General features: G+C 38.9%; 20 protein-coding genes. 10 read left to right on the forward strand and 10 right to left on the reverse strand.

The features are described 5' to 3' along the window. Positions 1-13: 13 nt before the first annotated feature. The 4 genes from DHD80_RS04240 (at position 14) to DHD80_RS04255 (ending at position 5,886) form a co-directional block, all read left to right on the forward strand. On the forward strand, positions 14-1,567 hold the full coding sequence (locus DHD80_RS04240; protein ID WP_251739892.1) for a glycine--tRNA ligase: 1,554 nt from the start codon (positions 14-16) through the stop codon (positions 1,565-1,567). Positions 1,568-1,674: 107 nt separating this feature from the next. Further along, on the forward strand, positions 1,675-4,656 hold the full coding sequence (locus tag DHD80_RS04245) for a GEVED domain-containing protein (RefSeq protein WP_251739893.1): 2,982 nt from the start codon (positions 1,675-1,677) through the stop codon (positions 4,654-4,656). A 110-nt stretch (positions 4,657-4,766) separates the two neighbouring features. Then, positions 4,767-5,069, forward strand: coding sequence for a hypothetical protein (locus DHD80_RS04250; protein ID WP_251739894.1), 303 nt, complete (start codon positions 4,767-4,769; stop codon positions 5,067-5,069). Positions 5,070-5,124: 55 nt separating this feature from the next. Next, on the forward strand, positions 5,125-5,886 hold the full coding sequence (locus DHD80_RS04255; protein WP_251739895.1) for an exodeoxyribonuclease III: 762 nt from the start codon (positions 5,125-5,127) through the stop codon (positions 5,884-5,886). Positions 5,887-5,894: 8 nt separating this feature from the next. On the opposite strand, the gene DHD80_RS04260 is transcribed toward DHD80_RS04255, so the two are convergent. After that, positions 5,895-6,863: a carbohydrate kinase family protein gene (locus DHD80_RS04260; protein WP_251739896.1), complete on the reverse strand. Its 969-nt coding sequence runs from the start codon at positions 6,861-6,863 to the stop codon at positions 5,895-5,897. Between the two features lie 193 nt (positions 6,864-7,056). On the opposite strand from DHD80_RS04260, the gene DHD80_RS04265 reads away from it, so the two are divergent. Further along, the gene (locus DHD80_RS04265) at positions 7,057-8,088 is read left to right on the forward strand and encodes an NADP(H)-dependent aldo-keto reductase (protein WP_251739935.1); all 1,032 of its coding nucleotides are present in this window, start codon (positions 7,057-7,059) and stop codon (positions 8,086-8,088) included. On the opposite strand, the gene DHD80_RS04270 is transcribed toward DHD80_RS04265, so the two are convergent. The 6 genes from DHD80_RS04270 to panC all read right to left on the reverse strand — a co-directional run bounded on the left by DHD80_RS04270 (position 8,085) and on the right by panC (position 14,177). Further along, entirely contained in the window at positions 8,085-9,245 is a 1,161-nt protein-coding gene (locus DHD80_RS04270) for a M23 family metallopeptidase (protein ID WP_251739936.1), read from the reverse strand. The genes DHD80_RS04265 and DHD80_RS04270 overlap by 4 nt on opposite strands. 17 nt (positions 9,246-9,262) lie before the next feature. Continuing rightward, a complete protein-coding gene (gene radA, locus DHD80_RS04275) occupies positions 9,263-10,624 on the reverse strand; it encodes a DNA repair protein RadA (RefSeq protein WP_251739897.1) in 1,362 nt (453 codons plus the stop codon). A 190-nt stretch (positions 10,625-10,814) separates the two neighbouring features. Beyond that, positions 10,815-11,966, reverse strand: coding sequence for an alpha/beta hydrolase-fold protein (locus DHD80_RS04280; RefSeq protein ID WP_251739898.1), 1,152 nt, complete (start codon positions 11,964-11,966; stop codon positions 10,815-10,817). 37 nt (positions 11,967-12,003) lie between these two features. Next, a complete protein-coding gene (locus DHD80_RS04285; RefSeq protein ID WP_347709953.1) occupies positions 12,004-12,969 on the reverse strand; it encodes a lysylphosphatidylglycerol synthase transmembrane domain-containing protein in 966 nt (321 codons plus the stop codon). Beyond that, on the reverse strand, positions 12,970-13,320 hold the full coding sequence (gene panD, locus DHD80_RS04290) for an aspartate 1-decarboxylase (protein WP_251739900.1): 351 nt from the start codon (positions 13,318-13,320) through the stop codon (positions 12,970-12,972). 11 nt (positions 13,321-13,331) lie between these two features. Next, positions 13,332-14,177 carry a pantoate--beta-alanine ligase gene (gene panC / locus DHD80_RS04295; RefSeq protein WP_251739901.1) on the reverse strand — a complete coding sequence of 282 codons (846 nt, stop codon included), beginning with the start codon at positions 14,175-14,177 and terminating at the stop codon, positions 13,332-13,334. 111 nt (positions 14,178-14,288) lie between these two features. On the opposite strand from panC, the gene DHD80_RS04300 reads away from it, so the two are divergent. From DHD80_RS04300 to DHD80_RS04320, 5 genes are all read left to right on the forward strand, one after another. Continuing rightward, positions 14,289-15,098, forward strand: a complete 810-nt coding sequence (locus tag DHD80_RS04300) for a glycogen/starch synthase (protein ID WP_251739902.1) — start codon at positions 14,289-14,291, stop codon at positions 15,096-15,098. Between the two features lie 19 nt (positions 15,099-15,117). After that, the gene (locus DHD80_RS04305) at positions 15,118-16,677 is read left to right on the forward strand and encodes a DUF4270 domain-containing protein (RefSeq protein WP_251739903.1); all 1,560 of its coding nucleotides are present in this window, start codon (positions 15,118-15,120) and stop codon (positions 16,675-16,677) included. 5 nt (positions 16,678-16,682) lie between these two features. Further along, on the forward strand, positions 16,683-18,530 hold the full coding sequence (gene glmS / locus DHD80_RS04310) for a glutamine--fructose-6-phosphate transaminase (isomerizing) (protein ID WP_251739904.1): 1,848 nt from the start codon (positions 16,683-16,685) through the stop codon (positions 18,528-18,530). A gap of 216 nt (positions 18,531-18,746) precedes the next feature. Beyond that, complete coding sequence (gene atpD / locus DHD80_RS04315) at positions 18,747-20,258, forward strand: F0F1 ATP synthase subunit beta (protein ID WP_251739905.1); 1,512 nt, start codon at positions 18,747-18,749, stop codon at positions 20,256-20,258. Positions 20,259-20,339: 81 nt separating this feature from the next. Continuing rightward, on the forward strand, positions 20,340-20,633 hold the full coding sequence (locus DHD80_RS04320; RefSeq protein ID WP_251739906.1) for a hypothetical protein: 294 nt from the start codon (positions 20,340-20,342) through the stop codon (positions 20,631-20,633). 58 nt (positions 20,634-20,691) lie between these two features. Here the strand turns inward: DHD80_RS04320 and DHD80_RS04325 are convergent, their stop codons facing one another. Genes DHD80_RS04325 through DHD80_RS04335 form a run of 3 tightly spaced genes read right to left on the reverse strand, consistent with a single transcriptional unit; the run spans position 20,692 to position 23,224 of the window. Then, entirely contained in the window at positions 20,692-22,464 is a 1,773-nt protein-coding gene (locus DHD80_RS04325) for a PDZ domain-containing protein (RefSeq protein ID WP_251739937.1), read from the reverse strand. A gap of 44 nt (positions 22,465-22,508) precedes the next feature. After that, a complete protein-coding gene (locus tag DHD80_RS04330) occupies positions 22,509-22,712 on the reverse strand; it encodes a helix-turn-helix transcriptional regulator (RefSeq protein WP_251739907.1) in 204 nt (67 codons plus the stop codon). A 2-nt stretch (positions 22,713-22,714) separates the two neighbouring features. Beyond that, positions 22,715-23,224 (reverse strand): DUF2975 domain-containing protein, encoded by a 510-nt coding sequence (locus DHD80_RS04335; protein ID WP_251739908.1) that lies wholly within the window; start codon positions 23,222-23,224, stop codon positions 22,715-22,717. Between the last annotated feature and the right edge of the window lie 181 nt (positions 23,225-23,405).

Here is a 23,405-nt window from a genome sequence, read left to right on the forward strand (position 1 = left end):
TTATTTTTGCGCTATGGCAAATCAAGAAGATCTATTTAAAAATGTAATATCCCATGCAAAGGAGTATGGATATATCTTTCCTTCCAGTGAAATTTATGACGGTTTAAGCGCTGTTTATGATTATGGACAAAATGGAGCGGAATTAAAAAAGAATATAAAAGAATACTGGTGGAGAAGCATGACGCAGCTGCACCAGAATATCGTGGGCATAGATGCGGCAATTTTGATGCATCCTACTACCTGGAAAGCTTCAGGTCATGTAGATGCCTTTAATGATCCTTTAATCGATAATAAGGATTCGAAGAAGCGATACCGAGCCGATGTTTTGGTAGAAGACTATGCTGAAAAACTGCTTCAGAAAGCTGAAAAAGAAATTCAGAAGGCAAAAAAACGTTTCGGCGAATCTTTTGACGAAGCGATGTACCGTGAAACCAACCCCAGGGTAAAACGATATTTGGATGATCGTTCTGAAATTTTGGGTAGGCTGGCTAAATCACTTACCAACGAAGATCTGGCTGATGTAAAATCTTTAATTGAAGAATTGGAAATTGCCGATCCGGAAACCGGTTCTAAAAACTGGACAGATGTTCGCCAGTTTAACCTGATGTTTGGGACAAAGCTGGGCGCTTCGGCTGATTCGGCCACGCAACTTTACCTAAGACCCGAGACCGCTCAGGGAATATTTGTAAATTTTCTGAATGTTCAAAAAACCGGAAGGATGAAAATTCCTTTTGGAATTGCCCAAATTGGAAAAGCTTTTAGAAATGAGATTGTCGCCAGGCAGTTTATCTTCAGGATGCGTGAATTTGAACAAATGGAAATGCAGTTTTTTGTGAGACCGGGAGAAGAGCTGGGTTGGTATGAAAAATGGAAAGAAACCCGCTTAAACTGGCATAGATCTTTAGGTTTGGGTGAAGAAAATTATCGTTTTCACGATCATGAAAAATTAGCGCATTATGCCAATGCCGCGACAGATATCGAATTTAATTTCCCGTTTGGCTTTAAAGAATTGGAAGGAATCCATTCCAGAACCGATTTTGACCTGAAAGCCCATGAAGAATTTTCAGGAAAAAAACTACGGTTCTATGATCCCGAATTAAAGGAAAATTACGTGCCCTATGTGATTGAAACTTCAATTGGGCTGGATAGAATGTTTTTATCTGTACTTTCAGCTTCGCTAAAAGAAGAGCAGTTGGAAGACGGGAACATCAGAACGGTTTTAAAATTACCGTCAATCCTTGCGCCAACCAAAGCTGCAATATTACCCCTGGTTAAAAAAGATGGTTTACCTGAGCTTGCTCAAAAAATCGTGGATGATCTTAAATGGGATTTCCAGGTGCAATATGATGAAAAAGATGCCATTGGGAGAAGATATAGAAGGCAGGATGCTGCGGGAACGCCCCTTTGTATCACCGTAGATCATGATTCGCTGGAAGATGATTCTGTTACGGTAAGATTTCGGGATAGTATGGAGCAAAAGCGGGTGAAAATATCAGAAGTAAAGTCAATTATTCAGGCGGAAACAGCTTTTAAAACCTGGATGAAAGACTTTCAGCACAAAATTTAAAAATTTTAGATTTTTCCAAAATGGCGGTTCATTATATAATTTCCTTTTATATTTCATTTAAATCCTTATTTCCTATTTTTGAGAAATTTTTCCAGAATATCTGAGTAATGACGAAAAAATTATATTTCCTGCTCTTTTTCGGGTTTGTATTTCAATTAAATCTTATCGCACAATCCAATGAAGTTGCAGGACCTGTTTATATAGACTCTGCGAAAGCAATACCCAGCAGCAGCTTAAAAAAGGGGGTAATCATTCCTGCACCAAAAAAATTCAAAGAATTTAAACCTCGGGGCAGGGGTATAAATCGGGTCGTTCCGGGAAAAGGCTATCCTAAAGGCGAAGATTTAACCGCACAAAAGGAAATGGGATCCTTGAAAGCCCGGGGACCTCAATTTATTTTTGAAGCGGCGCAAACATTTTCCACTCCTTCAGACCCCACAGGTGCAGTGGGCCCAAATCATTACGTAAATGCCTGGAATACCGCATTTTCAATCTGGGATAAAAATGGAAACCAGTTAGTAGAACCGGCAAATCTTTCTTCTATAGGAGGAACTTTTGCAACTTCTGCCGTTACAGATCCTATAGTTATCTACGATCAAATTGCAAACCGGTGGGTGATCATGGAATTTAAAACCGGAACTCCCGTGGGCCTTTTGGTCGCGATTTCTCAGGGTCCAGATCCTATCAATGATGGATGGTACACCTATAGTTTTCCCACGAATGGGGTAGATCCAGATTATCCTAAAATTTCCCTGTGGAGTGATGGATATTATATCACTTCTAATAAAGAATCCAGAAATGCTGATAACGCCCAGGTAGTGTATGTTTTGGAAAGGGATGAAATGCTTAAAGGAAATACAGCGCAAATTGTTTCTTTTCCACTTCCGGGAATTGAGACTAACGGATTTTACAGTCCGGCTGGTTTTCAGGTAATGGGAAAAGAATTGCCACCTCGGGGAAATTCGCCTATTATTTACATGCAGGATGATGCATGGGCTGGAGTAGGCGAAGACAATTTAAAGTTGTGGCTTATCAACGTGAATTGGAATAATTTATCATCTTCAACAATTGCTGAAAGTCAGGAATTGGGTGCAGCGAATGGAGTTTCCCCTTTTAGGGCTACTTTTGACGGAGGGGATTTTTCAAATCTTTCCCAGCCAAATGATGGTGCCGATATTGATGCTTTACAGGCCACGATGATGTTCATGACGCAGTATCGAAGATTTGATAATCATAACTCCGTAGTACTGAATTTTGTCGTAGATGTGGAACCTTCTGCCGCGGAACATGCCGCAATACGCTGGTATGAGCTAAGACAACCCAGTGCCGGAGGAAATTATAGTGTTTACCAGGAAGGTACCTATGCGCCAGATAAAAGTGACCGTTTTAGCGGAAGTATTGGAATTGATGCGCAGGGAAATATTGGTTTGGGATATACGGTTTTAGACGACAGTCCTGAAAGTCCTGTTTTCCCTTCTATTCGTTTTACCGGAAGATATGTAAATGACCCACTTGGCCTAATGACCCTGGAAGAAGGCTCTATTGTTGAAGGTGTTAGTATAGATCCCAATGCAAGATATGGTGATTATGCCCACTTGAATATCGATCCCTCAGATGATCTTACCTTTTGGCATAACGCGGAAACTTTCGATTCCCCATATCGATTGAATACGGTTGGTGTCTTTAAACTGGCTTCAGACCAGCCAGATGATCTTGCCGTTGTTCGTCTCGTTTCTCCTACCGATGCTTCTTTGACCAACGCGGAACAAATTACCGTAGAGATTAGAAACTTCGGAAGTAATCCTCAATCAAATTTTGAAGTGAGTTATAGTATTGACGGCGGAGCACCTGTTACCGAAACAGTGACCCAAACCGTTGGAGCTTCAACTTCTATTCAATATACTTTTGAAACAACCGCAGATCTTTCAGAAATAGGACAGACGTATACCATTACCGTAACTACCAGTTTGGAAAATGACGGTAATCCTGACAATGATGATATTTCCGAAGAAGTGAAGAACCTTCCGGCTCGTGATGTTGGGGTAAGTTCTATCGACGGGCCACAAACCGATGAAAATCTTACCACAGCTGAAGACGTTACCATCACGATTGAAAATTTTGGTGGCGAGCCCCAGCAAAATATTCCGGTGAGTTACCAAATTGGAAATAATACACCGGTGAATGAAGTGTACGGTCCAACAATTTCGGTGGGGGAGAATGCGGTTTATACCTTTAATCAAAAAGGAAATTTTGGAACTTCGGGCAGGTACCGGATTACGGCACGTACAAAATTGGAGGACGATTTCGATCCTTCGAATGATACACAAGTGAAATCTGTTGCAAATCTGGATTGTATTCCGGAAGGCTCAGATTGTACATTGGGTGATGGAATCTCATCATTTGAACTTGGCAGTATTCTAAACGAAAGAATTCCCTGTGGGGATGGTTATGCCGATTTTATTACCTCTACCACAAATCTGGACAGGTCGCAGGCTAATTTTACCGTTTCCGTACAATCACGCTTCAATGAAACGATCACCACGGCCAATGCTGAAAAATTCAGCATGTGGATAGATTTTAATGACAATGCTGTTTTTGAAGATAGCGAACGTGTGGTTTCCAGCGCAACCATTCCCAGGTCTATAGAATGGTTCGATTTTGATTTTGAAATTCCAAACGATGCCCCCTTAGGGCAACATTTATTGCGGGCCAGAGCCGGCGATACTTCTTTTGGCGGTTCTTTAAATGATCCATGTAGTATGATGGAGTATGGAACCACGCATGATTATTCGGTGAATATCGTAGACAGCACTCTGGATATTGGCGATTTTCTTATGAATGATGCTGAGGTTGTGGTGGTTTCTGAAGGAAATAATCAGTTTAGGGTAATTGTTGAGACTATGTTTACGGAGCCTTTAAGGATTACCGTGCATAATATTATAGGTCAGAAAATGATCGAAAATGAAATTCTGAATACTACTGATGGTTATGTTTATGAACTGGATATGTCTTATGCCGCGACAGGAGTTTATCTCTTACGGGTAGGAACGCGAAAGGTGGGTAAAGTCACTCGATTCATCGTTAAATAAAAGCAAATTTGCCGGAAAAATTAAAGATAAAATTCGAAAAAAAGAGGTTGCTGTTCAATCTTATTTTTGGCATTTTCCAAATAATAATTTCCATCGTCTGGCTTTTCGTAATGAAAGATCAAATATTGATTTCTGCAACCTGGTTCCTTTTGGGGGTTTTTCAACTAATCATTTATTTTATTGAGCGGAAGAACCAGTATTTGAGCATTTCAGAAGAGCGTATTAAAAGAATCACGCTTTTTTTCTCTAAAAGCCTGAAAATTTCAGAAATCAAAAAGGTTACGAGATTTAGATATTCCTATTCTGTTGAAACTGAAATCAAAAAACTTTCCATAGGCAGGGAAATCATTGCTTCAGATTCAAAAAAAGATCTGGAGTCGTTTTTTGATAGTTTAAAGCTGAATTATACTTAACCGGGCAAACCTCAGAAATTTCCTTTTCTGGAATGAATCTTAAAAATGCTACTTCATGACGATTATTTCCTATAATGTTAACGGCATTCGCGCTGCTATTAGAAAAGGTTTTTTAGAATGGCTGCAACAGGCAAATCCTGATATCATCCTTCTCCAGGAAACAAAAGCACATAAGGAGCAACTGGATCTTAAAGAAATTGAAGAAGCAGGCTATCCTTATCATTACTGGTTTTCAGCAGATAAAAAAGGCTATAGCGGAGTGGCAATTTTAAGTAAAACTGAACCAAATCATGTTGAATACGGTACTTCCATCAATCATATGGATTTTGAAGGACGCTGCCTAAGAGCCGATTTTGATACTTTTTCGGTAATGAGTTTGTATCTGCCTTCGGGTACCAATATTAACCGGCTGGAATATAAGTTCAGGTTTATGGATGAATTTCAGCTTTATATCGATCAGTTAAAATTGGAAATTCCTAACCTTATTATTGGCGGCGATTATAATATTTGTCATCAACCTATAGATATCCACGATCCGGTTCGGCTTAAGACAGTTTCAGGATTTTTACCTGAAGAACGTGCCTGGATAGACGGCTTTATGAAAAGTGGGTTTATTGATTCTTTCCGTTACTTCAATCAGGAGCCGGACCAGTATTCCTGGTGGAGCTATCGTGCCAATGCCAGGAACAATAATAAAGGCTGGAGGATAGATTACAACCTGGTTTCAGAAACCCTGGAGGACAGGCTCAAACGCGCAGTGATTCTTCCGCAGGTCTATCACAGCGATCATTGCCCTGTGCTTGTTGAGATCGAATAATCCTCAATTTAAGAATAGTGTTTTTTGATAATTGCTTCCGTATCGGCAAGATTTTTAAATACATCAAAAGTCTTTCCCTGCGTTCTTAAAGCCCCAAGGGTATTGGCAAATTGCGCGGCTTTCACTTCATCATTATGCACGGCAAAGCCATAAGCAAGACCCCCAGCAAAAGAATCCCCACAACCCGTGGTATCGATCACTTCATTTACCGGAACTGAAGCGATAAACTGTTTGTCCATTTTTCCGTTTTTCAGGGTATAGGCAACACAACCACGCGAATCGAGCGTTACATAAAGCACTTTTACCCCTTTTTCCAAAACATGGCCGGCGAAATCATCTAAATGGGACGTATCTTCTTCATCATAATTCCCCATTTCCTCCAGGGAATATTCATTTTTAAACCAGCAACACAGGGATTCTTCGAGGTTCATTTTCAGCACATCTATGTAGGGGAGCCACTCATCACGATCTGTCCAGAATTTCCTAATACGACTGCCGTTAAAATTCATGGCTGTGGTTGGGCCGTGCGCATCGAAAATGATGATCCCTTCGCTATGCTGCTTAATATACTGAAGCGTGCTTAGGGACACCTCAAAATCGGTAATAGGTACAAATACAAAGGCCTGGGCATCTAAATGTGGCTTAACATCTTCCGGAAGAATGGGATTCATAAAAGCAGTTTGCTTTTCCAGGCGGTTGTTCTGATCGATAAAATTAAGTTCGATCACCGTCCCGCGATCCCTGCTGGAATCAATTCCGCTGAGGTCCACATTATCGTAATGCTGAAAAATTTGTGTAATTGCTTCATGGTCTTTTTTATGCACATGGGAGATCAAAGCGACTTTACCGGTTCCCTGCATCAGTTTAGCAAGCGCAATGGCCGGGTGCGTAGCACATCCGTATTTTTTTATGGTTTCATTTTTATGCGTGAGAATCGTATCTCTGGGAATAGGTCCTAAAATGGCAATTTTGGTCATAGTAAAAAGAATAGGAAATTTCAGAAAATGATAAAATTCTGAATGCTTTATCTCAAATATATCAAAATTCCGGGAGGTTTTCCGTAAATATCTAATTTCATCTGAACTGCTGAAAACAGTTTATTTTGCTAATGGAATTCGGTTTTTGATTGAGATTATTAATGCTAACTTTGCGCCTCGAAAAAGAAAAATGATGAAGTATACCACCTTACCTAATACCGATGTAAAAGTTAGTAAAATCTGCCTTGGCTCCATGACCTGGGGACAACAGAATACGGAAGCTGAAGGTCATGAACAAATGGATTACGCCCTGGAGCAGGGAATTAATTTTATAGATACGGCAGAATTATACTCGGTTCCAGCTAATGCAAAAACACAGGGAAGTACCGAAAGGATTATTGGCACCTGGTTAAAAAAGACCGGAAATAGGGATAAAATAGTGCTGGCTTCCAAAATTGCCGGGCCTGCAAAAATGGCTGCACATATTCGCGAAAATATGGGTTTTCATAAGGAAGCTTTGCAGGATGCGATTGATAAAAGCCTGAAAAGGCTGAAAACCGATTATATCGATCTTTACCAATTGCACTGGCCGGAACGCAATACGAATTACTTCGGAAAAAGGGGCTATCAACACCAGGATGAAAGTTGGGAAGATAATTTCCGGGAGGTTTTAGAAAATCTGAAGGAATTTATCAAGCAGGGAAAAATACGATATATAGGACTCTCCAATGAATCTGCTTACGGATTGATGCGATTTCTGGAAGAAAGCAACAATGATCTGCCTCGCGTGGTAACGGTTCAAAATCCTTATAATTTGTTGAACCGAAAGGATGAAATTGGTTTAACTGAAATTCTCCATCGTGAACATGTGGGATTGTTTCCTTATTCTCCTTTGGGCATGGGCGTTCTCTCCGGAAAACATTTAAACGGAATTCAGAAAAACTCCAGACTGGATCTTTTTCCGCAGTATTCCAGGTATTCTAACGCACAGGCTACAGAAGCTACGAGAAGATATCAGCAACTTGCCAAAGAATATGATATGAGCTTAACGCATATGGCGCTGGCATTTGTGAATCAGCAGCCCTTTGTAACCAGTAATATTATTGGTGCGACCAGTATGGAACAATTGAGGGAAAATATTGCAAGTATCGAGGTGACGCTTTCTAAAGAAATTTTGAATAAGATTGAAGAAATTCATGAAGCAATTCCAAATCCTGCACCTTAACCGGCAGGACCAACAAGACTTTGATGAATAAAAAGGGATTTGTCCAGACTATCGCGTACATGATACCAGTCTTCCACAATTCCCTGAACCCTTAATTTTTCACCATTTGTTCCATTTCTAAGGATTTTGGAATTCATGGTGGAAGGTTTGTTCCTGAAATTCGCTTTTGTAGAACCTACAACAAGCCTGTCTAAAATTGTTTGTGGATAAGGATCCTCTTGCAAGCTATCAGTTTTATAGACAAACCCCAGGGGATCGATCGCGCCTGTAGCACGTTTATAAATGCCAAAATGCAGATGCGATGGAGTTGTCCTTGCGTTGCCCGTGTTACCAACAAATCCCAACGTATCCCCGATTTTAACCCGACCGAGATTTGGCATTATACTGTCTAAATGTGCATAATATAACGACTGCCTTCTTCGAGAATCCCTAAGCCAAACCTGCTTCCCGCCAAGCCCTTTTTCTCCGGTAAATCCAACTCTGCCATTCACTGAGGCAACTACGGGAGTTCCTTTTTTGGCGAATATATCGATACCTTCATGGTTGCGTTCTCCACCGCCCCTGGCATCGCCCCAATAACTTCCAATATCCCCATTTTTCCCGTTTGCTACCGGAAAAATATAGGCAGGGCTTTTCTGAACTTTTAAATGAAAAGGCGAGTGAGCTTCAATTTCAGGCTGAATTACAATCTTATATAAAGCATTTTCAGGAGCCTCAAAATTTAAAAATCTTTTTTCGGCTTTAGCCGATTCAATTTTATTAAAAGTTTTTTGCGCTCCATTCTGCTTATAAACATCCAGGAAAACAAGTGTATTTAGAGAATCCAAATCCATTTCAATTTCCAGAACTTCGCCGGTCATCAAATACGTATTATAAGAATACACAGAAAAACTACGGGGTTGCAATTCACCGAATTCCTGGTAAGGCAATTCAATTTCAATATTATCACCTAAGGCTGTATCAATCCTGGAGATCCAGAGATTGTAAAGTTCTTCACTAATTTCATGCTCTTCACGATACTGTTCCTTTTCAGATAGGCCTTTAAGCGCGTTGGCTGCCTTTTCAATCTTTGAGCAGGAAGCAAAATTTAAAATCGCCAGGATGCTTAGTAAAAATGGAATTCGCATAATCAATCTGTAACGAGCTAGTTTTCGCATCAATCATGCCATTATAGTTAAAAAAGATGACTTACCACGTCTTCAATTTTGGCGACCTTAATAATTTCAATTTTGTAATTATTCTTCGGAAGTTTACTTTGCCTGGAGATCATAATTCTTGAGAAACCGAGTTTTTCAGCTTCCAGAATTCTTTGCTCAATTTTGGTAACCGGCCTAATTTCTCCGGCAAGGCCAACCTCTGCAGCAAAACAGGAATCTTTTAGAAGAGCGATATCTTCATTTGAGGATAAAATAGCGGCAATAACTGCCAGATCGATTGCGGGATCGTCCACACTTATTCCGCCAGTGATATTTAAAAAAACATCTTTTGCACCAAGTCTAAAACCGGCCCTTTTTTCCAGAACAGCCAGAAGCATATTCAGTCGTTTCGCGTTATAACCGGTAGTAGAACGTTGTGGCGTTCCATATACCGCAGTACTCACCAGCGCCTGAATTTCTATCATCAAAGGTCGCATTCCTTCCAGCGTAGAAGCAATGGCGGTGCCGCTAAGATCTTCCTCGGTTTTGGAAATTAAAATTTCTGAAGGATTGGAAACTTCGCGTAACCCACTGCCCTGCATTTCATAAATGCCAAGTTCATGCGTGGAACCAAAACGGTTTTTGTGTGCTCGCAAAATCCTATAAACATGATTACGATCGCCTTCAAACTGAAGTACCGTATCTACCATATGTTCTAAAACTTTTGGACCGGCGATACTTCCTTCTTTGGTGATATGGCCAATAAGAATCACCGGAGTGTTGCTTTCCTTGGCAAATTTTATCAATTCTGAAGTGCATTCTCGAATTTGTGAAATACTGCCCGGGGAACTCTCAATATAATCGCTGTGCAGGGTTTGAATGGAATCGACAATTACAACTTCTGGTGAAATCTCTTCAATCTGTCGGAAAATATTCTGGGTTTTGGTTTCAGTTAAAATATAGCAATTTGCGGGGTTGGGATTGATGCGTTCCGCCCGCATTTTTATTTGCTGCTGACTTTCTTCCCCGGAAACGTATAAAACTTTGATATTAAGCTGAAGCGAAATTTGTAATAATAGCGTGCTCTTCCCAATCCCGGGCTCTCCACCAAGCAAGGTAAGGGATCCGGGAACGAGTCCGCCGCCCAGCACCCTGTCCAGTTCATTATTATTGGTTTTAATACGGTACTGCGGTGTATTTTCGATCTCGGCGATCAATAAAGGTTTCGCCGCTTTCCTCGCTTCATTTTTGGCAGAAACTTTCCAGTCTTTAGGATCGGCTTTTTGTACAATTTCTTCAACAATCGTATTCCAGTCATCGCAGGAATTGCATTTTCCCTGCCATTTGGAGTATTGAGCTCCGCATTTTTGGCAATAATAAGCGGTCTTAACTTTAGCCATAAAAACAAATCGATTTAATCTAAATAATTCCCCGATCCTTTTGTGTCGGGGTTTCCTCTTCACCTCTCCCTCGGGAGAGGTCGGAACTGCTTTTTTGCCCAGAGGCTAAAATAACCCCGATGGCTATCGGGGGGCGAAATGCCCCTACGGCTTGCCTGGGGGATAGTCGGTTTTAAGAAATTTTATATTGCTAATAACCGAAATCTTTTTTGATTGCATCTGCTTTTTTGAGCATAAAATCACTGTCCAGAAAGGCAACTTTCTGCTGGCCATAAGCATTTTGATAGATGCGCATAGCGCGTTTCGGATTTCCCAGTTCTTCTTCATACCGGGCTTCAAAGAAAGTTCCCAACATGGTACCGGGAAACGAATCATAGGCCATTTTATATAATGGTTTATACTCATCCCAACGCCGGGTTTTTTCAATAGCATTATAAATAGCCATAAAATCGCTTATACGAATAGGGATTTTTACACTGTATAGCTCTTCAATACTTTCATATTTATCCGCAAGGTATTCTGATGGGGATATTGACGTTTGTAATAAAATCTCGTTATAATCTTTTATACTGATTGGTCTATAAATCTCAAACATTTGACCGATCGCAGAGGGGATTGCTTTTGCTACCAAAGAATAATGTGAGGCATCCTTAAAATTATCAAAATTGTAATCCAGATTTTCGTTGTCTATTTTACTCAAACTGGCGTCCAGATCAAGAATATTCTTTTTCAACTCCGGGATATCATTGCCACCGGTTGCCAGATAATACCATTTTTTTGACTGACTTTTGGAAAGTGCATTTACCAGTCTATTGGACATTTCCGGGGCAAGGTCCGGGCTTATATTAATATATCCATCAAAAACCGGATTATCCTTTAGAAGATAATAATTGATAAAATTGGAAGTAAAATCATGGCCAACGATAATTTTAAAATCGGCCGTGCGATATTTTTGATCCATGCTGGCCAAAAGCTCCATGCCTAAAAATTCAAAAAATTTCGCTCCTTTCTCTGCAGGTAAAAATTGTTTGTTGTCATAATTGGTGTCATCCATTCGTTTGCCCCCCTGTTTTATTCCCACCACAATCATTTCAGGAGCTTCTTCCCAGTAAGAATAGTAGTCTACCATTCCGGCGACAGGTTCAAATAAATAATCACCGTCCAAAACAACCATCACCGGATAGTGTTTGTTGGTGTTTTCTTTATAATTTCTGGGTAATTGGATTTTTATCTGCCGGGCTTCTCCCAGCTTGGCAGAATTTATAGTCTCGTAGGTTACCTGCCCATATTGTTGAAAGGGCAATAGCAACATTGCCACTATCATGGTGATAATGAGTTTCATATGTATTGGTTTAGATTCGGGTTTCCAAGATAAGAAATTATTTCTTATTGTTATAGATAGGTAGCAATATGAATGCCAGACCGCCAAAAACCACAACAACTAAGGTTTGAGTGGCCCAGGAAATCCATCCAAAAGCTTCGGCACCACTTTTATCCACCCCAAAGAAATAAAGGATGCTTCCCACGGCAACTGGGTAAACTCCAATACCGCCATTGGTGGCAGATACGGCAAAAGATCCCACGACAAATGCCGCCATGATGATTCCGGCGGGAACATTCGAAGTTTCAGGAATACTATGCTTGATCACGAAAAACATCAAAACATAAAGAGACCAAATAAAGATGGTATGAAATATAAAGGGCCATTTATCTTTCATGTGAAAGATACTTTTCATCCCTTCTAGAAGTCCTTTGGCTAAAGATTTAATTTTCAGAAAAGGTTTCCATGTAGATTTTTTTATGACGTTTAAGGCTAAAATACCCAAACTAATAGCCCCTATAAAAATCAGGAATGTGTTTAACGGCTGAATATTCTGATCCTGTAAATATGCAAGAAGATCATCGGTTTGAAGAATTAAAGCCAATGCAACCACCAGCATTAAAATAATTAGATCTGCAACCCTTTCAGAAATGATGGTTCCAAAACCTTTTTCGAAAGGCACTTTTTCGTAAGTCGCCAATGTTACTCCCCTTAAAATTTCTCCCGAGCGGGGTATTCCGAAGTTTGCTAAATATGCTACCATTACTGCCATAAACCGGTTCAAAAACCGGGTCTTATAGCCCATTGGCTCTAATAAATATTTCCACCTGTAAGCTCTGGACATATGGGAAATTGTGCCCAGGAAAAATGAAAGCGCTATCCAGAATTTGTTTGCACTTTTAATACTACTCCATAAATTTTCCCTTTCCTGCGGGGTAGATGAGGATAATGAATACCAGATTAAAAAAATCCCCAAAGAAAGGGGGATTACTATTTTTAATATTTTTTTGAAACTTTTACTCACTTAATTAAGCAGGTTGGTGGTTTCGTCTGGAAAAACCAGAGAAGGCTTAAATTTTTTGGCTTCTTCCATTTCCATGATCGCGTAAGATATAATGATCAAAACGTCGCCTTTCGCAACTTTTCTCGCAGCAGCACCATTTAAGGTGATTTCACCACTATTCCTTGGTCCCGGGATCACATAAGTTTCCAAACGTTCACCATTATTATTGTTTACGATCTGAACTTTTTCTCCTTCAATAATATTGGCAGCTTCCATAAGATCTTCATCTATGGTAATGCTTCCAATATATTCCAGATCTGCGCCGGTAACCTTGACGCGATGAATTTTAGATTTTACTACGTGAATTTGCATTTTAATTAAGTCTATAGAGCAATATTATCAATCAGTCGAATATCATCGGCATAAGCGGCGATAAAAGCCCTGTATTTTTCATTTTTCGATTGGACTACTAATTTTTCAAGTGAGTTTTCATTGGCAATTTCAAAATATTCCAATTTCAGGTTTTTCTTATTCTTAAATTCCCTTTCTACCCATTTGCTTATATATTTTGCACTTTTTGTGCCAAATAAATTTTTGACATCCTTGAGCGTTTTATATATAAAAGCTGCTTCGTTACGCTGGGCTGAAGTTAGACGTTCATTTCTTGAAGACCTTGCAAGTCCCGATTGCTCTCTCAGGATAGGACAACCAATGATTTCCACCGGAGAGGCAGTGATTTCAGTTAATTTACGAATGATCTGTAATTGCTGGTAATCTTTTTCCCCAAAGAATGCCCTATCTGGATTAACAATATCAAAGATCCGTTTCACTACAGTTCCAACTCCGTCAAAATGTCCGCTTCTAAATTTTCCTTCCATTACTTTTTCAAGCCCTTGGAATTCAAAATGTTCCGAAAAGATATTTTCTCCATATAATTCCTGCGGAGAAGGAGTGAACACCCAGATATCTTTCTTTAATGCTGAAATTAATAAAAGGTCGTTCTCAAGGGTTCTGGGATATTTATCCAAATCTTCGGGATTATCAAATTGTGTTGGGTTCACAAAAATTGTCACCACCACCTGATCACTTTGCTGTAAAGCAGTTTGGATAAGAGAAATATGGCCTTCGTGCAACGCACCCATGGTGGGCACTAATCCTAAGATCAAATCATCAGATTTTGCCTTCTCGATCCTATCAATTAAAGGCCTCTTCTCTTTAAATACCTGCACTTTATTATAAAATTAACAGCGTGCAAACTTAAGATATCTCTGGCAATCTGCATAAATTTTTGTAATTTTGCGTGTTTTTTATTTCGAAACGCAACCTAAAGTAAAGAATTTATGAAAGATAAGAGAGTGTTATACGTCTCGTCTGAAGTTATACCCTACTTACCTGAAACTGAAATCTCATCTACTTCTTTTGAAGCTGCCAAAATGGTTAATAACCAGGGAGGACAGATAAGAATTTTTATGCCGAGGTTTGGGAATATCAACGAACGTAGACATCAACTGCATGAGGTGATAAGGCTCTCTGGAATGAACCTGGTGATTAACGATCTGGATATGCCCCTTATTATAAAAGTGGCCTCTATACCAAAGGAAAGAATGCAGGTTTATTTTATTGATAATGAAGATTATTTTAAAAGAAAAGCTACCCTTACCGATGAAGATGGAAATCTTTTTTTAGATAATGATGAGCGCGCCATTTTCTTTGCCAAAGGTGTTATAGAAACAGTAAAAAAACTTAACTGGTCTCCAGATATTATACATGTTCACGGATGGCTTGCCTCCTTATTGCCTTTATACCTTAGAAATTATTATGGCAACGAACCATTATTTAAAGATTCAAAAATTGTGACCTCTGTTTACAATCAAAGCTTCGATGAGACGTTAGATAGTGAAATGCATAAGAAAATATTATTTGATGGCTTGGAAAACTCCAATGTAAAACATTTAAAAACCCCTAATTATGCGGGACTCATAAAAACTGCGGTAGATAATTCAGATGCAATTGTCATAGGTGGGGATAATGTTCCGGAAGACCTTAAAAAATATATCGAGAAACTTGACAAACCAGTTCTTCCATATGCAGGTAAGGAAAATTTCTCTCAGGCTTATCAGGAATTTTATGCTATTCACGTATTACCTTAAATAGTAAGTAAAAACAACAATGAAATTATACAAATGGATACAAATAACAACCCTAGTGGTTGTTGTTTTCGCTTTTATTGGATGTGATGAAGATTTCACTTCAATTGGTGGAGAGGTTATTAACAACCCAACGAACGTAGACCTTTATACATCAAATGTCAAGGCTTATTCTCAAAAAATAAATAGTATACAAACCAATAGCACTACAGGCCTATTTTTAGGAGTAGATAAAAATCCCGCCTTTGGTTCCAGCATCGCCAGTATTGTAACTCAGGCCAGTCTTTCTTCTGAAAACCCTGGCTTTGGTGATAATCCTGAACTGGATAGTGTGGTTTTGAATATACCTTATTTCTCTACGGAAATAGCTGATGAGTCTGTCGAAACTACTACTTATCAATTGGATTCGATTTATGGAGAAGGAAGCTTTAAAATTTCAATTTTTGAAACATCGTATTTTCTAAATACTCTGGATCCGGATACAGATTTTACATTATCGCAAAAATATTATTCCAATCAGCTGCCGGCAGTGGAGCAAAACATCATTGGGGAGGCACTTTTTACAGATGGTGCTTTCCAACCTTCAGCTCAGGTAAATGTAGATTTTGAGCCTAATAATGATGGGGAAAGTGATACGATAGTGTTGCCGCCATCCCTAAGAATAAAACTTCCGGTAGATTTCTTCAAGAAAAAAGTGTTGGATAATGCAGGTACCAATATTTTATTAAACCATGGGAATTTCAATAATTATTTACGAAGCTTATTAATTAAAGCTGAAGCTAATAGTTCTGAAGGTTCTCAGGTTTTGCTTGATTTTAGCGGAACGAGTGCAAAAATCAGCCTGTATTATAAAAGTGATGTGACGGTAGATGAAGAAGTTGTTCGCCAACGTGATGTTTATAATCTGGTGTTGACCGGAAATCACTTCAATGCTTTTGAAAATGATTTTAACGAAAGTTTTCTGGCTGAAATTAATGCTGATGAGGAAAATGCTGAAAACCTTTATGTAAAAGGACAGGAAGGAATCATGGGGATTGTGGAATTGTTTCCGGATTCTACTGAATTAGCCGATTTAAAAACAAGAAACTGGTTGATTAATGAAGCCAATCTCACCTTTTATGTAAACAGGGATTTGCTGAATGGAGCGCGTGAACCAGATAGGATTTATTTATTCGATCTGGATTCAAAAAATATACTGATAGATTACGCATTTGATGAAAGTTATACGCCTTCAAATCCATACAATTCTATCATCAATTTTTCAACGCCTTTAGAAAGGACCGAGGATGAAGAGGGAATTCAATATACATTAAGGATTACCCAGCATGTTAGCGGGATCTTAGAAGGTGATATCGATAATGTTCGTTTGGGACTTGTGGTAGTCCCCAATATTAATGCTGTTGCTGCCAGAGATCAAAATGGAAATATTTTTGTTAGAAATTCTGCAATTAGGGACTCAGGAGATATTGAAGTTGCTCCGTCGGTAGTTACCTTAACTCCCCTTGGCACGGTTTTGTATGGAAGTGGTGCTACTGATCCTGAGAAGCGATTGCAATTAAGAATTTATTATACTGAATATTAGAAATTATGTGTGGAATTGTTGGATATATTGGTCACCGTGAAGCTTATCCCGTAGTTTTAAAAGGACTACAACGCCTTGAATACAGGGGCTATGATAGCGCAGGAATTGCTTTGTATGATGGTGCGGAATTAAAAATGTGCAAAACCAAAGGAAAGGTCGCCGATTTAAAAACCAAACTTGAAGCTGAAATTTCTACTAAAGGAACAGTGGGAATTGGGCATACCAGATGGGCCACGCACGGCGAGCCAAATGATGTAAATTCACATCCCCACTACTCAAACTCCGGGGATATAGTAATTATCCATAATGGAATCATCGAAAATTACGATTCCTTAAAAAAAGAATTAAAAACCAGGGGCTACGAATTTAAAAGTGATACTGATACCGAGGTTTTGGTAAATCTTATTGAAGATGTTATTTCCAAGGAGGATGTGAAGCTGGGAAAAGCTGTTCAAATTGCTTTGAACCAGACTATTGGTGCTTATGCCATTGCTGTTTTTAATAAGCAAAAACCAGATGAATTAGTGGTAGCAAGACTTGGAAGTCCGTTAGCGATTGGTGTTGGTGAAGATGAATTTTTTATCGCTTCAGATGCTTCCCCGTTTATTGAATTTACCAACAACGCAATTTACCTGGAAGATGGTGAGATGGCGGTAGTACGCCGGGGAAAAGAGGTGAAAATTAGAAAAATTAAAGATGACTCTTTAGTGGATCCTTATATTCAGGAACTTCAAATGAACCTGGAACAAATTGAAAAAGGGGGATACGAGCATTTTATGCTGAAAGAGATCCACGAGCAACCAAGTGCCATAAGCGACACGTATAGAGGGCGAATGCTGGTTGATGAAGGTATTATTAGAATGGCAGGAATGGATGATAATATGGAGCGCATTGCCAATGCAAAGCGTTTTATTATCGTTGCCTGTGGAACTTCATGGCATGCGGGACTTGTTGCTGAATATATTTTTGAAGATATTGCCCGTATCCCTGTTGAAGTTGAATATGCTTCAGAATTTAGATATCGCAATCCGGTAATTTCAGAAAATGATGTGGTTATCGCTATTTCCCAAAGTGGGGAAACCGCAGATACAATGGCGGCAATCAAACTGGCCAAGGAAAAAGGAGCTTTTACTTTTGGGGTTTGTAATGTGGTAGGTTCTTCAATTTCAAGGGAAACCAACGCCGGGGCTTATACGCACGCGGGACCTGAAATTGGAGTGGCATCAACAAAAGCATTTACAACCCAAATTACGGTTTTAACCCTGATGGCTTTAAAACTTGGAAAGTTCAAAGGGACTATTTCTCACAGTGATTTTCAATATCATTTAAGGGAAATGGAATTAATTCCGAATAAAATAAAGGACTCTTTAAAGTCTGATACGATTATTAGAGAGATCGCAAATATTTATAAGGACGCGCCAAACTGCTTATATTTAGGCAGGGGGTATAATTTCCCTGTTGCGCTTGAAGGAGCATTAAAATTAAAAGAAATTTCTTATATCCATGCTGAAGGTTATCCGGCGGCAGAGATGAAACATGGCCCTATTGCTCTTATCGATGAACAAATGCCAGTTGTGGTCATTGCCACCAAAAAAGGCCATTATGAAAAAGTAGTAAGCAATATTCAGGAAATAAAGTCCAGAAAAGGTAAGATTATAGCCATTGTGACTCACGGAGATGAAGAAGTTAGGGATCTTGCAGATCATGTAATCGAGGTACCCGAAACTATTGAATCTTTGACGCCTTTGTTGACTACGATTCCGCTGCAATTGCTTTCTTATCATATAGCGGTAATGCTTGGTAAGAACGTAGATCAGCCTAGAAACCTGGCTAAATCGGTGACTGTAGAATAATTAAAACACTTGAAATTTATAGCCCTTTCAGAAAATTGGAAGGGCTTTTTTTATAGTGTCTTTTTCCGTCAAAAACTTCTGTTATTTTCAATATGTTTTTTGCAAGAAAAAATTATCTTTGCAGCCTGAAAAGAATCGCTTCCTTATTTAGGTAATTTTAAATCAGGAAATTAGATTTTTTAAATAATACTTATTAAAAATTAAAGAATTAGATAAATGTCTAAAGTCACAGGTAAAGTTGCCCAGATAATTGGTCCTGTAGTTGATGTTGTTTTCAACGCAGAAAATGCTGAACTGCCAAAAATTTATGATTCTTTGGAGATTACCCGGAAGGATGGATCTCTTATTGTCCTTGAGGTGCAGTCTCATATTGGAGAAGATACCGTAAGAACAATTTCTATGGATTCTACCGATGGTTTAAGCCGTGGGGTAGAGGTGGTAAACACAGGAAATCCTATTAAAATGCCTATTGGGCATGATGTATACGGGCGATTGTTCAATGTTGTTGGGGATGCGATTGACGGTTTGGGGAATCTTCCGAAAACTGGAAAAGACGGACTTTCCATTCACCGTGATGCTCCAAAATTTGAAGATTTATCTGTTTCTACGGAAGTACTTTTTACGGGAATTAAAGTAATTGACCTTATTGAGCCTTACGCAAAAGGTGGTAAAATTGGTCTTTTTGGTGGTGCAGGTGTTGGTAAAACGGTACTTATACAGGAACTAATTAACAATATTGCGAAAGGACACGGTGGTCTTTCTGTATTTGCGGGCGTTGGAGAACGTACCCGGGAAGGGAATGATTTACTGCGTGAGATGTTGGAGTCTGGAATTATCAAATATGGCGATGATTTTATGCATTCTATGGAAAAAGGTGGATGGGATCTTGAAAAAGTGGATAAGGAAGGAATGAAAGAATCGAAAGCGACTTTCGTTTTTGGACAAATGAACGAACCTCCCGGAGCACGTGCACGTGTAGCACTTTCAGGATTGACTATTGCAGAATATTTTCGTGATGGTGCAGGTGAAGGTCAGGGAAAAGATGTTCTTTTCTTCGTTGATAATATTTTTAGATTTACCCAGGCAGGTTCTGAGGTATCAGCACTTCTAGGGCGTATGCCATCTGCGGTGGGTTATCAGCCTACTTTGGCTACTGAAATGGGTGCGATGCAGGAACGAATTACTTCTACTAAGAATGGTTCTATTACATCGGTACAGGCAGTTTATGTACCTGCAGATGATTTAACAGATCCGGCGCCGGCAACAACCTTTGCCCACTTGGATGCTACTACGGTACTTTCCCGTAAAATCGCCGAGCTTGGTATTTATCCAGCGGTAGATCCTCTTGATTCAACTTCAAGAATTCTTGCTCCAGATATTTTAGGAAGTGAACATTACGATTGTGCTCAAAGAGTAAAAGAATTACTACAGAGATATAAAGAACTTCAGGATATTATTGCCATTCTTGGGATGGAAGAACTTTCTGAAGAGGATAAATTGGCTGTTTCACGGGCAAGACGTGTACAACGTTTCCTTTCTCAGCCTTTCCACGTAGCCGAACAGTTTACCGGACTTAAAGGAGTGCTTGTAGATATTAAGGATACCATTAAAGGCTTCAATATGATCATGGATGGTGAATTAGATCACTTACCGGAAGCTGCTTTTAACCTTAAAGGAACTATTGAAGAAGCGATTGAAGCTGGAGAAAAAATGCTTGCTGAATCATAAACTGGTAGTGAGAAATGAGATATTAGAATTGAGAGATCAATTTTCTAATTACTCAATACTAACTACTCTATACTATAAAATATGTATTTAGAAATTGTAACTCCGGAAGCTGTGGTTTTTCGCGCTCAGGTCGACGCGGTGAGAGCTCCGGGTCATGATGGTGAATTTCAGATGTTGAATAATCACGCTCCTATTGTGGCAACTTTGAAAGAAGGTGAGGTTAAAATTAACCTGGCTTCAGGAAGTGAAAATGAGATTAAGAATAAGAATGTTGCTTTTCGAACAGATAATGCCGAAAAAAATGTAATGTATGTTACGATTAAAGGGGGCGTTCTGGAAATGAAAGATAACAAAGCCATTATTCTGGCTGATTAATACAAGCTGAATTAAAATATAAAAGCCTCCGGATGGAGGCTTTTTTTATGAATATGGTTTATTTTATTTTTAACCAGTTTTCCCGATTTGCTACCGCCTGCTTATCAGCTTTTTCATCCAATTTTATGGTGTAGTCTTCACTTGCTCCCAGGCGGACCTCCGTTTGCATTTTGGTATCACCTCTCAAGAATTCCACATTGATTTTTGATCCCTTTTCCATTCCTGCAATCATATCGCTGAATTCTTCTAATGTCCCTACTTCTTTTCCGTTTACTGAAGTTATAATATCATTATTATCTAATCCCGCATTATAGGCCGGTCTTCCCCTGTAGGTATTTCTGTTTATCTGGACTCCGTTTTCCAGGTTCCGAAAGGATGCTCCAAGAGAAGTCTTCTCCTCCTGGAAAAGTTTAACCCCAACTTCAGCGAAAAGCTTTTTATAATCTGGCATTTTACTAGCGTAGATATAATTGCTGAAGAAATTTTCAGCAAATTCTTTTCCGGCATACTCGGCCAGTGTATTTTCAATATTTTCTAAGGAATAAGGGTTTTCAGTTTTTCCGAATTTGATCCACATCAGTTTCATAAAATCGTCAAGATTCAGTTTATTCCCTCTTAATGAAAGATCTAAGGCAAGCCCTAAAACACTTCCGTAGGAATAATAGGAAATAAACGTATTTTCCCTGTTTACAGGATCTACTGAAGTTGCCGCATCTACGAACGGAGCCTGGTAGCTCATTTCAATAGGGTTAAAATAATCCCTCGCCGGGGAGTTCCAAACATAATTAAAGGTTCCCGCAAGACTTTCAATATATTTTTCATGGGTCCAGATATTTGCCCTGGTTAAAATAAGCCCCGTGTAATAACTGGTAAAACCTTCGGCAAACCAAAGCGCACCGCTCATATTAGCTTCAGTAAAATCAAAGGGTTCCAAACCTTCCGGTCTAATTCTTTCTACATTCCAGCAATGAAAAAATTCATGCGCGACAGTTCCAATGTTATTTTCCATTCCCCCCTCAGCAAGACTTCGGCTGCTGGAAACAATAGTACTATTCCTGTGTTCCATGCCGTCACCGGAAGCATTGGGCATGTAACAGCCAAGAAAAGTGTATTCTCCAAAATCATAGGTGGGCAATTCTCCATAAACAGCTTTTTCCTGGAGTACAATGGCTTTAGCTTTTTCGAAATATTCTGAAAATTCTTCTTCAGTCCCCAGATGATGAAGCACAAACCGAACATTTTGCCCCTCCACATCAAATTCTTTTAGCATGTAATCGCTTATTTCCACCGGGCTATCCATAAAATAATACATATTAGGAGCTCGAAATTTTGTTTCTGATACTTTTTCTAATTGCGTGGCGACTTTCCAGTTTAGATCTTCACGAATGTCAAAATCTACTTCAATTGGCCTTTCTTTTAAAGTTTCTGCATACATAAAAGTGGCCGGAATATTAAGATGCGCATGGGTTTCATCTACCTGGGAATAAGTACCGTCACCGCGATTTGCAAAAAGCAGGTATTCAATATTTACTGTTCCCTTGTGGTCTGTGATAATCCACGAATATGGATCTTCCCGCCGTACGGCTAATTCTTTACCAGTTTCATCGGTCGCTTTGAAACCATATACATTTTTCGCGAATTCATGTATAGCGTACCGGCCGGGCGATGTCCTGCTCATGCGAACTTTAAAATCCCCGGAGGGAACCTCGGTAAAATGTACCTGGATTTTCGCCTCATGGTGCACGGCATTATCGAAAGAAACCTGGTATTTATTGGTTTGTGCATGAACACTAAACCCAATAAGAAGGAATGAAATAAAAAATCTAAGCATCATTTAAATATTGTGAGGCCCTAATTTAAAAAATCAACTTCAATCTAAGGTTTGAATTCTAAAATATCTCCGGGCTGGCAGTTAAGTGCTTCGCAAATCGCTTCCAAGGTGGAAAAACGCACTGCTTTGGCCTTTCCGGTTTTCAGAATGGAAAGGTTTGCCGTGGTGATGCCTACAATTTCTGCCAGTTCATTGCTTTTCATCCCTCGTTGCTCAAGCATTTGATCTAAGTTAATTACTATAGGCATAATTAAACGGTTAGATCATTTTCTTCCTTATAGAACTTAGCTTTCTCAAAAATTGTTGAGAGCAGGATCATAAAAAGGCCAATAGTTATAATGATCCAGAATTCGAAAAGATCGACTTCTACTTTTAATCTATTTTGGAAAATTAAGCGGGAGATGAACATTGTTATAGCATCAAAAATGGTGATCGCAATAATTAGCTGTCCAATTAATTTAAAACTTGCAATTTGAAAATTGGAGAAAAGTTTTTTAGAAAGTAAGCTGTTTACCAAATTTTTAATCATTCGAAGAATATAGATCCAGACTCCGCCTGAAATTAATGTCAATACTAAGGTAGTAATAAGTACAGATTTGGTTTCAATTTTTAGATCTGAAGAGTTTTTAAATAACTCCAAAACAGAATTAGAATCAAACATAACTGTAAATAGCAGCATTCCAAATAAGATGAACCAGATGAAATAAAGAAAATAATAGGAGAAATTTAAAATGGTGAGTAAGAATGTTGAAGATTTCATGCTATAATTATTGTTTAACAATAACAAATATAAATTAATTATTGAAAAACGATAATTTATAATTTTAATTTTTGAATACTTAATTAATTGATATTTTGAACTATGTTTATTGCCGGATTGGTTTAAAATCTAAATTATTTACTGTTATATTTGTTTTTACAGGGAATATGGGATGAGAATT

The sequence above is a fragment of the Gramella sp. AN32 genome (assembly GCF_023718305.1).
Taxonomy (GTDB): Bacteria; Bacteroidota; Bacteroidia; order Flavobacteriales; family Flavobacteriaceae; genus Christiangramia; species Christiangramia antarctica.

Excerpts from the sequence above, each read along its gene's own strand:
- DHD80_RS04240 (WP_251739892.1), top strand. The coding sequence starts at position 14 with ATGGCAAATCAAGAAGATCTATTTAAAAATGTAATATCCCATGCAAAG.
- DHD80_RS04245 (WP_251739893.1), top strand. The coding sequence starts at position 1,675 with ATGACGAAAAAATTATATTTCCTGCTCTTTTTCGGGTTTGTATTTCAA.
- DHD80_RS04250 (WP_251739894.1), top strand. The coding sequence starts at position 4,767 with ATGAAAGATCAAATATTGATTTCTGCAACCTGGTTCCTTTTGGGGGTT.
- DHD80_RS04255 (WP_251739895.1), top strand. The coding sequence starts at position 5,125 with ATGACGATTATTTCCTATAATGTTAACGGCATTCGCGCTGCTATTAGA.
- DHD80_RS04260 (WP_251739896.1), bottom strand. The coding sequence starts at position 6,863 with ATGACCAAAATTGCCATTTTAGGACCTATTCCCAGAGATACGATTCTC.
- DHD80_RS04265 (WP_251739935.1), top strand. The coding sequence starts at position 7,057 with ATGAAGTATACCACCTTACCTAATACCGATGTAAAAGTTAGTAAAATC.
- DHD80_RS04270 (WP_251739936.1), bottom strand. The coding sequence starts at position 9,245 with ATGCGAAAACTAGCTCGTTACAGATTGATTATGCGAATTCCATTTTTA.
- radA (WP_251739897.1), bottom strand. The coding sequence starts at position 10,624 with ATGGCTAAAGTTAAGACCGCTTATTATTGCCAAAAATGCGGAGCTCAA.
- DHD80_RS04280 (WP_251739898.1), bottom strand. The coding sequence starts at position 11,966 with ATGAAACTCATTATCACCATGATAGTGGCAATGTTGCTATTGCCCTTT.
- panD (WP_251739900.1), bottom strand. The coding sequence starts at position 13,320 with ATGCAAATTCACGTAGTAAAATCTAAAATTCATCGCGTCAAGGTTACC.
- DHD80_RS04300 (WP_251739902.1), top strand. The coding sequence starts at position 14,289 with ATGAAAGATAAGAGAGTGTTATACGTCTCGTCTGAAGTTATACCCTAC.
- DHD80_RS04305 (WP_251739903.1), top strand. The coding sequence starts at position 15,118 with ATGAAATTATACAAATGGATACAAATAACAACCCTAGTGGTTGTTGTT.
- glmS (WP_251739904.1), top strand. The coding sequence starts at position 16,683 with ATGTGTGGAATTGTTGGATATATTGGTCACCGTGAAGCTTATCCCGTA.
- atpD (WP_251739905.1), top strand. The coding sequence starts at position 18,747 with ATGTCTAAAGTCACAGGTAAAGTTGCCCAGATAATTGGTCCTGTAGTT.
- DHD80_RS04320 (WP_251739906.1), top strand. The coding sequence starts at position 20,340 with ATGTATTTAGAAATTGTAACTCCGGAAGCTGTGGTTTTTCGCGCTCAG.
- DHD80_RS04325 (WP_251739937.1), bottom strand. The coding sequence starts at position 22,464 with ATGCTTAGATTTTTTATTTCATTCCTTCTTATTGGGTTTAGTGTTCAT.
- DHD80_RS04330 (WP_251739907.1), bottom strand. The coding sequence starts at position 22,712 with ATGCCTATAGTAATTAACTTAGATCAAATGCTTGAGCAACGAGGGATG.
- DHD80_RS04335 (WP_251739908.1), bottom strand. The coding sequence starts at position 23,224 with ATGAAATCTTCAACATTCTTACTCACCATTTTAAATTTCTCCTATTAT.